General features: G+C 74.2%; 11 protein-coding genes, 1 pseudogene and 1 riboswitch. Of the genes and pseudogenes, 11 read left to right on the forward strand and 1 reads right to left on the reverse strand.

From position 1 onward, the window contains the following. Nucleotides 1-27: 27 nt before the first annotated feature. The 5 genes and pseudogenes from J7462_RS31170 to J7462_RS31190 all read left to right on the forward strand — a co-directional run bounded on the left by J7462_RS31170 (nt 28) and on the right by J7462_RS31190 (nt 6,312). On the forward strand, nt 28-1,998 hold the full coding sequence (locus J7462_RS31170) for a primosomal protein N' (protein ID WP_308291083.1): 1,971 nt from the start codon (nt 28-30) through the stop codon (nt 1,996-1,998). A 190-nt stretch (nt 1,999-2,188) separates the two neighbouring features. Then, entirely contained in the window at nt 2,189-3,172 is a 984-nt protein-coding gene (locus J7462_RS31175) for an AAA family ATPase (RefSeq protein WP_208570168.1), read from the forward strand. Between the two features lie 111 nt (nt 3,173-3,283). Continuing rightward, on the forward strand, nt 3,284-3,844 hold the full coding sequence (def, locus tag J7462_RS31180) for a peptide deformylase (protein WP_208570169.1): 561 nt from the start codon (nt 3,284-3,286) through the stop codon (nt 3,842-3,844). Nucleotides 3,845-3,851: 7 nt separating this feature from the next. Beyond that, nucleotides 3,852-4,777: pseudogene (gene fmt, locus J7462_RS31185) on the forward strand (methionyl-tRNA formyltransferase). Next, nucleotides 4,774-6,312: an RsmB/NOP family class I SAM-dependent RNA methyltransferase gene (locus tag J7462_RS31190; RefSeq protein ID WP_308291084.1), complete on the forward strand. Its 1,539-nt coding sequence runs from the start codon at nt 4,774-4,776 to the stop codon at nt 6,310-6,312. The pseudogene fmt and the gene J7462_RS31190 overlap by 4 nt, the downstream one beginning before the upstream one ends. Nucleotides 6,313-6,452: 140 nt before the next feature. Here J7462_RS31190 and J7462_RS31195 read toward each other — a convergent pair whose 3' ends face one another. Further along, entirely contained in the window at nt 6,453-7,343 is an 891-nt protein-coding gene (locus tag J7462_RS31195) for a septum formation family protein (RefSeq protein WP_219469735.1), read from the reverse strand. Nucleotides 7,344-7,601: 258 nt separating this feature from the next. On the opposite strand from J7462_RS31195, the gene rpe reads away from it, so the two are divergent. The 6 genes from rpe (at nt 7,602) to J7462_RS31225 (ending at nt 13,337) form a co-directional block, all read left to right on the forward strand. Then, entirely contained in the window at nt 7,602-8,282 is a 681-nt protein-coding gene (gene rpe, locus J7462_RS31200) for a ribulose-phosphate 3-epimerase (RefSeq protein WP_219469740.1), read from the forward strand. Further along, a complete protein-coding gene (locus J7462_RS31205; RefSeq protein WP_219470877.1) occupies nt 8,266-9,243 on the forward strand; it encodes a response regulator in 978 nt (325 codons plus the stop codon). The genes rpe and J7462_RS31205 overlap by 17 nt, the downstream gene beginning before the upstream one ends. Before the next feature lie 62 nt (nt 9,244-9,305). Further along, nucleotides 9,306-9,475, forward strand: a riboswitch (FMN riboswitch). 140 nt (nt 9,476-9,615) lie between these two features. Then, nucleotides 9,616-10,677 carry a bifunctional diaminohydroxyphosphoribosylaminopyrimidine deaminase/5-amino-6-(5-phosphoribosylamino)uracil reductase RibD gene (gene ribD, locus J7462_RS31210; protein ID WP_219469743.1) on the forward strand — a complete coding sequence of 354 codons (1,062 nt, stop codon included), beginning with the start codon at nt 9,616-9,618 and terminating at the stop codon, nt 10,675-10,677. A gap of 1 nt (nt 10,678) precedes the next feature. Then, on the forward strand, nt 10,679-11,371 hold the full coding sequence (locus tag J7462_RS31215; protein ID WP_255597958.1) for a riboflavin synthase: 693 nt from the start codon (nt 10,679-10,681) through the stop codon (nt 11,369-11,371). Continuing rightward, nucleotides 11,368-12,063 carry a nicotinamide riboside transporter PnuC gene (pnuC, locus tag J7462_RS31220; RefSeq protein ID WP_208570175.1) on the forward strand — a complete coding sequence of 232 codons (696 nt, stop codon included), beginning with the start codon at nt 11,368-11,370 and terminating at the stop codon, nt 12,061-12,063. Before J7462_RS31215 ends, pnuC begins: the two co-directional genes overlap by 4 nt. Continuing rightward, nucleotides 12,060-13,337, forward strand: a complete 1,278-nt coding sequence (locus tag J7462_RS31225) for a bifunctional 3,4-dihydroxy-2-butanone-4-phosphate synthase/GTP cyclohydrolase II (RefSeq protein ID WP_219469746.1) — start codon at nt 12,060-12,062, stop codon at nt 13,335-13,337. Before pnuC ends, J7462_RS31225 begins: the two co-directional genes overlap by 4 nt. Nucleotides 13,338-13,339: the final 2 nt, after the last annotated feature.

Consider the following 13,339-nt stretch of genomic DNA (forward strand, 5'->3'; position numbering starts at 1 on the left):
GACGGGTCGCCGGTCGCGCGGGTTTGCGTGGACGTCCCGCTGCCGCACCTCGACCGGCCCTTCGACTATCTGGTCCCCGCCGGCCTGGCCGCCGACGCGGTCCCCGGGGTGCGGGTCAAGGTGCGCTTCGCCGGTCAGCTGGTCGACGGGTGGCTGCTGGAGCGGGTCGACGCCTCGGCGCACGGCGGCAGGTTGGCCTACCTGGAGAAGGTGGTCTCCGCGGAGCCGGTGCTGGCCGCCGAGGTGGCCCGGCTGGCCCGGGCGGTCGCCGACCGGTACGCCGGCAACCTCGCCGACGTGCTCCGGCTGGCCGTGCCGCCCCGGCACGCCCGGGTCGAGAAGGAACCCCACACCGCCCCCGAGCCGCCTGTCTCCGATCCGACAGTCGCCGATCCGACAGTTCCCGTTCCGGGCGGCGGCCCGGCGGCGCGGCGGCGGGCGGTACCCGACCCGCGCGGGTGGCGGGAATACCCGGCCGGCCCGGCCTACCTGACGGCGCTCGCCGACGGGCGGGCCCCCCGGGCCGTGTGGTCGGCGCTGGCCGGGGAGGACTGGGCGGCCCGGTACGCCGACGCGGTCGCCGCCACCCTCGCCGGTGGCCGGGGCGCCCTGGTGGTGGTCGCCGACGCCCGGGACCTCGACCGGCTCGACGCGGCGTTGACCGCGCTGCTCGGCCCGGGGCGGCACGTGACCCTCTCCGCCGCGCTCGGCCCGGCCCGCCGCTACCGGGCCTTCCTGGCCGTCCGGCGGGGCGACGTGCCGGTGGTGATCGGCACCCGGGCCGCCATGTTCGCCCCCGTCGACCGGCTGGGTCTGGTGGCGATCTGGGACGACGGCGACGACCTGCACGCCGAGCCGCGCGCCCCCTACCCGCATGCCCGGGAGGTGCTGCTCACCCGGGCCCGGCTCGGCGAGGCCGCCGCTCTGGTCGGTGGCTGGACCCGGACCGCCGAGGGGCAGCTGCTGGTGGAGACCGGGTGGGCCCGTGAGGTGGTGGCGGACCGGGCGACCCTGCGGGCGCGTACCCCGGCGATCGCCCCGACCGGGGACGACCCGCAGCTGGCCCGCGACCCGGGCGCGGCGACGGCCCGGCTGCCCAGCCTGGCCTGGACCACCGCCCGGGACACCCTGCGCGCGGACGCGCCGGTGCTGGTCCAGGTGCCCCGCCGGGGCTACCTGCCGTCGGTCTCCTGCGCCGACTGCCGGACCCCGGCGCGCTGCCCGCACTGCGCCGGTCCGCTGGCGTTGCGCGCCGCCGACGCCCCGCCGGCCTGCCGGTGGTGCGGCCGGGTCGCCGCCGCGTACGCCTGCCCGCAGTGCGGGGGGCGGCGGCTGCGGGCGGCGGTCACCGGGGCCCGGCGGACCGCCGAGGAGCTGGGCCGGGCCTTTCCCGGGGTGCCGGTGCGCACCTCGGGCCGCGACGAGGTGCTGACCGACGTCCCGGCCGGCGCGAGCCTGGTCGTCGCCACCCCCGGCGCCGAGCCGGTGGCCGAGGGTGGGTACGGCGCGGTCCTGCTGCTGGACTCCTGGGCCCTGCTCACCCGGGCCGATCTGCGGGCCGGCGAGGAGACGCTGCGCCGGTGGCTGTCCGCCGCCGCCCTGGCCCGGCCCGCCCCGGCCGGTGGCAAGGTGGTGGTGGTCGCCGACGGCGCGCTCGCCCCGGTGCAGGCGTTGCTGCGGTGGGACCCGGGCTGGTTCGCCGCCCGGGAGCTGGCCGAGCGTCGGGAGCTGGGTTTCCCCCCGGCGGTGAAGATGGCCAGCGTCACCGGCGGCGCGGAGGCGGTGGCCGACCTGCTGGCGCAGGCCCGGCTGCCCGACGGGGCGGAGGTGCTCGGCCCGGTCCCGGCCGATCAGGACCGGGAGCGGATGCTGGTCCGGGTGCCCCGGTCCCGGGCCGCCGCGCTGGCCGAGGCGCTGCACACCGCCGCCGGGGTACGCAGCGCCCGCCGGGCCGCCGACCCGGTCCGCCTCCAGGTCGACCCGCTCAGCCTTTTCTGAGTCACCAGTCAGCTTTGGAGTGCACCTGGCCAGTCGTCCGTCGCACACCGCGTGCGGCGGGAGGCGATGGGCCGCGTGATAGCATCGCCCGTCATACCCGGGCGCACGATGGCGCGACGAAGGCGCAAACGCGTCGGGCCGACGCCGGATCGATGAAGTCAAGCAGCCGGTGAGCAGGGGTGGGTCAGTCGTGACCGTTCGTCAGTCGATCGTCTTCAACGGTGACCTCGGCAGCGGCAAGAGCACCGTCTCCGTCGAGATCGCCCAGCGGTTGGGCCTGCGCCGGGTCAGCGTCGGTGACCTCTACCGGCAGATGGCGCAGGAGCGGCAGATGACCGCCCTCCAGCTCAACCTGCACGCCGAGCTGGACCAGGCCGTCGACGGCTACGTCGACCAGCTCCAACGCGACATCGCCGCCTCCGGCGAGTCGCTGGTGATGGACTCCCGGCTGGCCTGGCACTTCTTCACCCACGCGCTCAAGGTCCACATGATCACCGAGCCGGCCGAGGCGGCCCGCCGGGTGCTGCTGCGCCCCTCCGGCCCGGCGGAGAGCTACACCTCGCTGGACGAGGCGGAGGCCAAGCTGCGCGAACGCAGCGAGAGCGAGCGCAACCGGTTCATCCTGCGTTACGGCGTCGACAAGGCCCGGCTGCGCAACTACGACCTGGTCTGCGACACGACCCGCGCCTCCGCCGAGGAGGTCATCACCCACATCGTCGACGTGTACGAGGGCCGCCTCGGTGCCGACGTGCTGCGTGACGCCCCGCCGCTGCTGCTGCTGGACCCGGCCCGGGTCTACCCGACCGAGGACGTCGCCACCCTGCGCGGGCTCGACGGGTCCGAGTTCGTCGGCGGGCTGGCGGCGGCCGGCGACGAGGCGCTCGAACCGCTGCGGATCGGCTTCACCGGCGAGTACTTCTTCGTCGTCGACGGGCACCGCCGGCTCAGCGCCGCCCTGCGCAACGGGTTCTCCCTGGTGCCGGCGCAACTGGTCGCCGAGGTGGACGAGCCGGTCGTCGGGCAGACCAGCGCCGTCGACTACTTCGCCGCCCACGTGCGCCCGAGCCTCGTGCACGACTGGGAGGCCGCCCACGGCACCCGGCTCCCGCTGCCCGCGCACGCCCTGCTCGGCGACCACGCGGTGCTGGCCGGCGAACCGGGCGCCAACGCCTGACGCCGGCGTCAGCGGCACCATCCCGACCCGTCGCGGTACGCCGGCCGACACCACCTCGGCACTCCGTAGACTGGTACGGCACCACGCCGTCCAACGAAGGAGCCACCCCGCGTGACCGTCCAGCCCATCCGTCTGTTCGGGGACCCGGTGCTGCGCACGCCGGCCGATCCGGTCGTCGACTTCGACGTCGAGCTGCGTAGGCTCATCGCCGACCTCACCGACACGATGCGTGACCGTGGCGGCGCCGGGCTGGCCGCCCCCCAGCTCGGGGTGGGCCTGCGGGTCTTCACCTTCGAGGTGGACGACGTGCTCGGCCACCTGGTCAACCCGGTGCTGGAGTTCCCCGACACCGAGGAGCAGGACGGCCCGGAGGGCTGTCTGTCCATCCCCGGGCTCTACTTCGACACCAAGCGCCGGCAGAACGTCGTCGCCAAGGGCTACAACGGCTACGGCGACCCGTTGCAGATCGTCGGCACCGGGCTGATGGCGCGCTGTGTCCAGCACGAGACCGACCACCTCGACGGGGTGCTCTTCCTCGACCGGTTGGACCCCGCCGGGCGCAAGGAGGCGATGAAGGCGATCCGCCAGGCCGACTGGTACGACGACGCCGCCCCACCCACCGTCAAGGTCAGCCCGCACGCCGCCGGTGGCCCCTTCGGTCTGGGCCGGTGACCCGCCGATGCGTCTGATCTTCGCCGGCACCCCGGCGGTCGCCGTCCCCGCCCTGGCCGCCGTGCACGCCTCCGGGCACGACCTGGTGGCCGTGGTGACCCGCCCCGACGCCCCCGCCGGACGGGGCCGGGGGTGCTCCGCTCACCCGTCGGCGCCTGGGCCGACGAGCACGGCGTCGAGGTGCTCACCCCCGCCCGGCCCCGGGAGCCCGAGTTCCTCGACCGGCTCGGCGCGCTGGCACCCGACTGCGTGCCGGTCGTCGCGTACGGCGCGCTGGTGCCCCCGGCGGCGCTGGAGATCCCCCGGTTCGGCTGGATCAACCTGCACTTCTCACTGCTGCCCGCGTGGCGGGGCGCGGCACCCGTGCAGCACGCGGTGCTGCACGGCGACGAGCTGACCGGGGCCAGCGTCTTCCAGCTGGAACAGGGGCTGGACACCGGCCCGGTCTACGGCACCCTCACCGACGAGATCCGCCCCACCGACACCTCCGGCGACCTGCTGGAGCGGCTCGCCCACTCCGGCGCCGGGCTGCTGGTGGCCGTCCTGGACGCGATCGAGGCGGGCACCGCCCGGGCCGAACCGCAGCCCGCCGACGGGGTGTCGCTGGCCCCGAAACTGACCGTGGACGACGCCCGGGTGCGCTGGACCGACCCCGCCTTCGCGGTGGACCGTCGGATCCGCGCCTGCACCCCGGCCCCCGGCCCGTGGACGACCTTCCGGGGCGAGCGGGTCAAGCTCGGCCCGGTCACCCCGGTCGGCAACGGCCCCGAACTGAAGCCTGGAGAACTGCTGGTGGAGAAGTCCCGCGTGCTGGCCGGCACGGCGACCGTACCCGTTCAACTCGGTGAGGTGCGCGCAGCCGGCAAGCGGGCGATGCCGGCGGCCGACTGGGCGCGCGGCGTGCGGGCCGGTGCCGGGGAGGAACTCGCGTGACCGGGCCGACGCAACGACCCGAGCGCCCTGTCGACGGCGGGCGACGTGAGCAACGCGGCGACGACCGGCGACCTGATCGGCCGAGTGGCGGCTTCCGGGGGGACCGCACCGCCCGTACCGGCGGCTGGGGTGGCCGGGACGACACGCGGGGCGGGCGGCCGGGCCGCCCGGTCCGCCCGGCCGTGGACCTGCCCCGGTACGCGGCGTACCAGGCGGTCGCGGCGGTGCACCGCGACGACGCGTACGCCAACCTGGTGTTGCCGGTGATCCTGCGCGAGCAGGGACTGACCGGTCGGGACGCCGCCTTCGCCACCGAGCTGACCTACGGCACGCTGCGTCAGCTCGGCACCCTGGACACCATCCTCACCGCCGCGGCCGGCCGGGACGTCGAGCGGATCGACCCGCCGGTGCGTGACGCGCTGCGGCTCGGGGCCTACCAGCTGCTGCACACCCGGGTACCGGCGCACGCCGCCGTGTCGTCCACGGTCGACCTGGTCCGCACCGTGGGGGAGGGGGCCACCGGGTTCGCCAACGCGGTGCTGCGCGAGGTGGCCGGCCAGGACCTCGACGCCTGGGTGACCAAGCTCGCTCCGTCCCCGACGGCCGACCCGATCGGCCACCTGGCCGTGACCTACAGCCACCCGCAGTGGATCGTGCGGGCCTTCGCCGACGCCCTCGACGGTGACCTGGGTGAGGTCACCCGGCTGCTGATCGAGGACAACGAGCGCCCGCCGGTGCACCTGTGTGCCCGTCCCGGCCGGGCCGACCCGGTCGAGCTGGCCGACGAGGTCGGCGGCGCTCCGGGCGCGTTCTCCCCGTACGCGGTCTACCTGGCCGGTGGGGCCCCCGGTGACCTGCCGGCGCTGGCCGACGGTCGGGCCCACGTGCAGGACGAGGGTTCCCAGTTGGTGGCGAACGCGCTGGCGGCGGGCCCGCTGGACGGCCCCGACGGGCGCTGGCTGGATCTGTGCGCCGGCCCCGGCGGCAAGGCCGGGCTGCTCGGTGCGCTCGCCGCGCAGCGGGGCGCCCGGGTGACCGCGGTCGAGGTGTCCGAGCACCGGGCCCGGCTGGTCGAACAGGCCACCCGGGGGTTGCCGGTGAACGTGCTGCACACCGACGGGCGCACCGTCGGGGCGGACCCGAAACTGCCGGAGGGGCACTTCGACCGGGTGCTGGTCGACGCCCCGTGCACCGGGTTGGGTTCGCTGCGTCGTCGGCCGGAGTCGCGCTGGCGGCGGCAGCCGTCGGACCTGCCTCCGTTGACCCGGTTGCAGCGGGAGCTGCTCGCCGCCGCGCTGCGGGCGACCCGCCCGGGTGGTCTGGTCGCCTACGTGACCTGTTCCCCGCACACCGTGGAGACGCACGTGACGGTCACCGAGGCCGCCCGTCGCGCCGGGGTGCCGGCGGACTTCGTGGACGCCCGTACCCTGCTCCCGTCCGGCATGCCCGGCCTGGGCGACGGCCCCACCGTCCAACTCTGGCCCCACCGCCACGGCACCGACGCCATGTTCCTGGCCGTCCTCCGCCGCAACTAACCCACCCCAAACCCCACCCCCACCCACCCTCACCCACCCCCGCCTGACCTCGGTGATCAAGAGGTTTACGTCACCCGCCAGCGCGATCCTGACGTAAACCTCTTGATCAACTCGGGTGGGGGTGGGGGGTGGGGTTGGGGTTAGGTGATGGGGAGGCCTTTGGGGCCGGCGCCGCGCATCGAGCGGGTCAGTTTGCGGTCGTCGCTCCAGAGGAAGCAGCGGATGCCGCGGTCGCCCTCCTCCCACTCCCGCTGCGACGGCGGATAGAAGATCGACCCGGCCCGGTACGGCAACTCGCTGTTGTTGGGGACCTCGGCGAAACCGGCGATCAGCGCCATGCACCGCCGGTGCACCCGCTGGTTGGCGCGACTGAAATCGGCCCAGCTCAGGTCGCTGCGTTCCAGGTAGACGCCGACGAACTCGGCGCGGTGCGGCTCGGAGCACAGCACCGGGGCCATGTAGTTGAGGTTGTTGCCGATCAGCTTGGGATCGAAGCAGCGGTGGCTGAGCGGGTTGTCACCGACCATCGCCCCGCGCAGGCTGCCGACCCGGTTGACCGGCCGGGTGTTGTCGATGCTGTCGGTCTCGCTGAGGTCGCACCGGAACCAGCGGGCCCCGCTGTTCCACGCCGAGTTGGACGGCAGCGCGATGTTCATCGTGAGCCGGGCCGAGTGCCAGTCACCGCCGAGCACGGCCCGGGCCCGCTGGTCGCACTCGGTGCGGGCGGGACGCAGCGCGGCGGAGCCCGGCTCGGGCCGCTCACCCCGGGTCACCGCGCCGGTGAAGGTACCGACGTGGACGGCCTCGGCCAGGTGGCTGCGCGCACAGTCCACCGTCTCGTAGGTGCCGGCCTGCACGACGGGGGTGATCCGGGGCAGGCAGGCGTCGGTGGCGGGCACGAACGACTGGGCCACCGGGAGCACCGGCCAGTCGTCGAGCAGGTCGCCGTCGGCGCTGTGCTGCGACACGCAGCCGCTGAGTGACACCGTCACCGCGCCGGCCACCGCCACCGCCACGAACCACCGTCGCATCGTTCGCCCTTCCCGCGCCATGACGGTCCGTCGCCGTGCCCCATGTGGCGTCACCCGTCGACGGGCGAGCAGCATACGTGACCATCCCTGATGGAGTGTCGTCATTTCGGTGCCGTTCGGCCAGTCGCCACCGGCCATTCGTCCCGCACTCCCGCCGAAGGGAGCCGATGCTGCACCGTGGGTCACGCCTGGATCACAGGGCGTCGCTCATGGTGCCGTGCTGTCCGCGGCGGATGGCCGCGTTCGTACACTTGCCCTGTGACCGTACCGCCGTCGATCATCGCGCCCAGCATCCTCGCCGCCGATTTCGCCCGCCTCGCCGATGAAGTCCGCGCCGTCGAGGACGCCGCGGACTGGCTGCACGTCGACGTGATGGACAACCACTTCGTGCCCAACCTGACCATCGGCCTGCCCGTGGTGCAGAGCCTGCGGGCGGTGACCCGGCTCCCCTTCGACGTGCACCTCATGATCACCGACCCGCGGCGGTGGGCCCCCGGGTACGCCGACGCCGGCGCGTACAACGTCACCTTCCACGCCGAGGCGTGCGACGACCCGGTGGCCCTGGCCAAGGACCTGCGCTCGGCCGGCGCCAGGGCCGGGCTGGCCATCGACCGGGACACCCCAATCGAGCCGTACCTCGACCTGCTGCCCAGCTTCGACACCCTGCTGATCATGACGATCAAGGCCGGTTTCGGCGGGCAACGGTTCATCCCGCAGCTGCTCGACAAGGTGCGGGTGGCCCGGCGGCACGTCGACAGCGGCCACCTGGAGCTGCGCATCGAGGTCGACGGCGGGATCGCCGCCGACACCATCGAGCAGGCCGCGGCGGCCGGCGCGGACGCCTTCGTGGCCGGCACCGCCGTGTACGGGGCGGCCGACCCGGCCGAGGCGGTCCGCCGCCTGCGCGGGCTCGCGGAGCGCGCTGCCCCCGGGGCCTGAGGTGGAACCCGCAGGCGACCGTCCCGACGTGATCCTGGTCGTCGACGACGACGAGGACATCGCCCGCTTCGTCGAGTTCAACCTGCGGCTGCACGGCTTCGAGGTGCTGCATGCCGGTGACGGTCAGGAGGCCCTCGACATGGTCGAGCGGCACCGGCCGGACCTGGCCGTGGTGGACCTGATGATGCCGCGCATCGACGGCCTGGAACTGACCCGGAGACTGCGGGCCAACCCGATCACCTCGGCGCTGCCGGTGATCATGTTGACCGCCAAGGGCATGACCGTGGACAAGGTGCACGGGCTCAGCGCCGGTGCCGACGACTATCTGGTGAAACCGTTCGACACCGCCGAGCTGGTGGCCCGGGTCAGTTCCACGCTGCGCCGCAACAAGGAGTTCCGCGAGGTCTCCCCGCTGACCGGCCTGCCCGGCAACAGCCGCATCCGCCGGGAGATCAGCGACCGGGTCCGCAGCGGCGTCGACTACGCCGTCGGCTACATCGACATCGACCGGTTCAAGAGCGTCAACGACCGGTACGGCTTCGTCCGGGGCGACGAGTTCATCTCCGCGCTGGCCCGCAGCCTGCACCGGGCGGTGGTGGCGATCGGGCTGCCGCCGGCCTTCCTCGGTCACGTCGGCGGCGACGACTTCGTGATCGTCTGCGCCCCCGAGCAGATCCGCCCGCTGACCTCCCGGGCCGTGGTCGACTTCGAGAAGTCCGCCGACACCCTCTACGACCCGACGGACCGGGAGCGCGGCTTCGTCGAGCTGAAGGACCGCCGGGGCAACATCCGGCGGGCCGCCCTGGTCACGCTGTCGATCGGCGTTTCGCTCTCGGACGCCCGCAAACGCTTCACCGACCCCCTGGACGCGATCGCCGTGGCCAGTGAGATGAAAACGGTCGCCAAGAGCCAACCGGGGTCATACGTCGCGGTGGACCGCCGCCGCGCCGACGGGGTGTGAAGTAGCACGCTGGAGGTGGCGGACCTCCCGGGGTGACGTGTAAGACTTCGCATGTACCCACCACGCGCTGGCGGGGCTCGGTGAAATTCCGAACCGGCGGTGATCCACGTAACAGTGGTAAGCCCGCGACCCGGACGGCTGTGCCGCCCGGTGGACCTGGTGAGAATCCGGGGCCGACGGTGGGGGAGCGGTCCGTCCGCACCCCCGACAGTCCGGATGGGAGACAGCGCGCGGGCGGGGCGGGCCTGCGCGGGCGTCATCCGGCCGCGCGTGGGCTCCCCCGGGGGCGGCCCTGCCGTTCCCGGTTCCGCCGCCGCCTGCCCGTTCCTCCCGTACCGCCCGCGCGCGGACCGGCGAGGGAGAGGGCAGGGCATGGGCGGCGTCTCCGTGGACGAGGCGATGCGTCGTGCCATCGAGCTGGGTGCCCGGGGCCTCGGCACCACCAGCCCCAACCCGGTCGTCGGCTGTGTGCTGCTCGACGCGGACGGCACGGTCGTCGGGGAGGGCTTCCATGCCTACACCGGCGGGCCGCACGCCGAGATCGTCGCACTCGCCCAGGCCGGTGAGCGGGCCCGGGGCGGCACCGCCGTGGTCACCCTGGAACCCTGCGACCACACCGGTCGTACCGGCCCGTGCAGTCACGCGCTGATCCGCGCCGGCATCGCCCGGGTCGTCGTCGCCGTGCCCGACCCCAACCCGGTCGCCTCGGGTGGTGCCGCCACCCTGCGCGCCGCCGGGGTGCGGGTCGAGTTCGGGGTACGCGCCGACGAGGCCGAGGCCGGCAACGTCGCCTGGCTGACCTCGATGCGGCGCGGCTGGCCGTACCTCATCTGGAAGTACGCCGCCACCCTCGACGGCCGGTCGGCGGCGGTCGACGGCAGCAGCATGTGGATCACCTCCGAGGCCGCCCGGATGGACGTGCACGCGCTGCGCGGCACCGTGGACGCGGTGATCGCCGGGGTCGGCACCGTGCTCACCGACGATCCCCGGCTGACCGCCCGTAACCTGCGCGACGGCACCCTGGCCATCCGGCAGCCGCTGCGGGTGGTGGTGGACAGCGCGGGGCGTACCCCGGCCGACGCCCGGGTCCGCGACGGTGCCGCCCGCACCTGGATCGCCACCGTCGCGGAGGTCGGGGCCGGCCCGGACGGCCGGGTCGACCTGCCGGCCCTGCTGGCCGAACTGCACCACCGGGGGGTACGCGCCGCGCTGCTGGAGGGCGGCCCCCGGCTGGCCGGGGCGTTCCTCGCCGCCGGCCTGGTCGACCGGGTCGTCGGTTACGTCGCGCCGAAGCTGCTCGGGGGTGGCCCCACCGCATTGATCGACGCCGGTGTGACGACCATCGCCGACGCCATCGATCTGGAACTCACCGACGTTACCCGGGTCGGATCCGACCTGCGGATCACCGCGCTGCCCCGGAAGAGGGAGGCCTGACATGTTCACCGGCATCGTCGAGGAGTTGGGCGAGGTCGTCCGGATCGCCGACACGGGGGGTGACTCGGCGCTGGTCGCGATCCGCGGCCCGCTGGTCACCTCCGACGCCCGGCACGGCGACTCCATCGCGGTCAACGGGGTCTGCCTGACCGTGGTCGAGGTCGACGGCGGGGTGTTCACCGCCGACGTGATGGGGGAGACCCTGCGGCGTTCGGCGCTCGGCGGGCTGCACCCCGGTGACCCGGTCAACCTGGAGCGGGCCGCCGCGTTGAACAGTCGGCTCGGCGGACACCTGGTGCAGGGCCACGTCGACGGGGTCGGCGAGGTGCTCTCCCGGGAGCCGGCCGCGCAGTGGGAGACCCTGCGGTTCCGGCTCCCCGCCGCCCTGGCCCGGTACGTGGTGGAGAAGGGCTCGATCACCGTCGACGGGGTGTCGCTGACCGTGGCGGCGGTGGGCGACGACTGGTTCACCGTCGGGCTGATCCCCACCACCCTCAAGCTCACCACGCTCGGCGGTCGGGGCGTCGGTGCCCCGGTCAACCTGGAGGTGGACGTGTTGGCCAAGTACGTCGAACGTCTCCTCGGCACCCGCCTGCCCGGCGACGGCGCACCGCCGTCCGCAGGCCCCCACGGGCCGGTGGCCGGGAACGCCGGTGGCCCGGTGCTCCCGTCGGTCGGCGGGGGTGCGCGGTGACCGGCCCGATAGGTTGGCTGCTCGACGCCCAGGTGCAGGTCGTCGGTTCCCCGGTGCTCGTCCGGGAGATCGTCGGCAACGCCTTCGGGCTGGTCTCGGCGCTGCTCGGGTTGCGCCGGCTGGTCTGGGCCTGGCCGGTCGGCATGATCGGCAACGGGTTGCTGTTCACGGTCTTCCTCGGCGGCGTGTTCGCCACCCCGCAGGCGCACGACCTCTACGGCCAGGCCGGCCGGCAGGTCTTCTTCTTCGCGGTCAGCGTCTACGGCTGGTGGCGCTGGTCGAGCAACCGCCGCCAGGGTGGGGACGCCCCGGCGGTCACCCCCCGCTGGGCCACCGGCCGGGAACGGCTGGGCCTGCTGCTCGCCGCCGTCGTCGGCACCGCGCTGGGCTATCCGCTGCTGGCCGCGCTCGGCTCCTGGGGGCCGCTGCCGGACGCCTGGATCCTCACCGGCAGCCTGCTGGCCACCTACGGGATGGCCCGGGGCTGGGTGGAGTTCTGGCTGGTCTGGATCGCCGTGGACGCGGTCGGCGTACCGCTGCTGCTGCGCGGCGGTTTCTATCCCTCGGCGGCGATGTACCTGGTCTACGGCGCACTCTGCGGCTGGGGCTTCGCCGCCTGGTGGCGCACCTCGCGGGCCGCCCGTACGGCGTCCGCGCCGATCCCGCCCACCTACTCGGAGGTCGTGGCATGAGCACGCACGGTGTCACCTTTGCCCGCATCGAGGAGGCGGTGGCCGACATCGCCGCCGGCCGGCCCGTCGTGGTGGTCGACGACGAGGACCGGGAGAACGAGGGCGACCTGATCTTCGCCGCCGAGCTGGCCACCCCGGAGCTGCTCGCCTTCATGGTCCGCTGGACCTCCGGTTACGTCTGCGTACCGCTGACCGAGGCGGAGTGCGACCGGTTGGACCTGCCGCCGATGCACCACACCAACCAGGACCGGCGCGGCACCGCGTACACGGTGACCGTGGACGCCCGGGAGGGGGTCAGCACCGGCATCTCCGCAGCCGACCGGGCGCACACCATCCGGCTGCTCGCCGACCCCGGCACCGACCCGACGGATTTGGCCCGCCCCGGCCACGTGGTGCCGCTGCGCGCCCGTGCCGGCGGGGTGCTGCGCCGACCAGGGCACACCGAGGCGGCGGTCGACCTGACCCGGCTGGCCGGGCTGCGGCCCGCCGGGGTGCTCTGCGAGCTGGTCAACGACGACGGCACCATGATGCGGCTGCCGGATCTGGAAAAGTTCTGCGTCGAGCACTCGCTCACCCTGGTCACCATCGCCGACCTGGTCGCCTACCGGCGGCGGCACGAGAAGCAGGTCGAGCAGGTCGCCGAGGCCCGGATGCCCACCCCGTACGGGGTGTTCCGGGCGCTGGGCTACCGGGCCGAACACGACCCGGCCGAACACGTCGCGCTGGTCTTCGGCGAGTTGGGCGAGGGCGACGACGTGCTGGTCCGGGTGCACTCCGAGTGTCTCACCGGGGACGTCTTCGGGTCGCTGCGCTGCGACTGCGGGCCGCAGTTGCAGGCGTCGCTGGCCCGGGTCGCCCGGGAGGGGCGGGGCGTGGTGCTCTATGTGCGCGGCCACGAGGGGCGGGGCATCGGTCTGCTGCACAAACTCCAGGCGTACCAGCTCCAGGACCAGGGCCGCGACACCGTGGACGCGAACCTCGACCTGGGGTTGCCCGCCGACGCCCGGGACTACGGCACCGGCGCGCAGATCCTCTACGACCTGGGCGTGCGGTCGATGCGGCTGCTCACCAACAACCCGGCCAAGCGTGCCGGCCTGGAGGGGTACGGGCTGACCGTCACCGGCCGGGAGGGGCTGCCGGTCCGGCCGCACCCGGAGAACGTCCGCTACCTGCGGACCAAGCGGGACCGGATGGGCCATCTGTTGGACGAGCTGGACGAGGTGACCGAGGCCCCGATGGGCCGGCCGGTCCCCGGCGACGAGATCGGAGCATGACC

The organism is Micromonospora sp. RL09-050-HVF-A, assembly GCF_019374995.1.
GTDB classification, from domain to species: Bacteria; Actinomycetota; Actinomycetes; order Mycobacteriales; family Micromonosporaceae; genus Micromonospora; species Micromonospora antibiotica.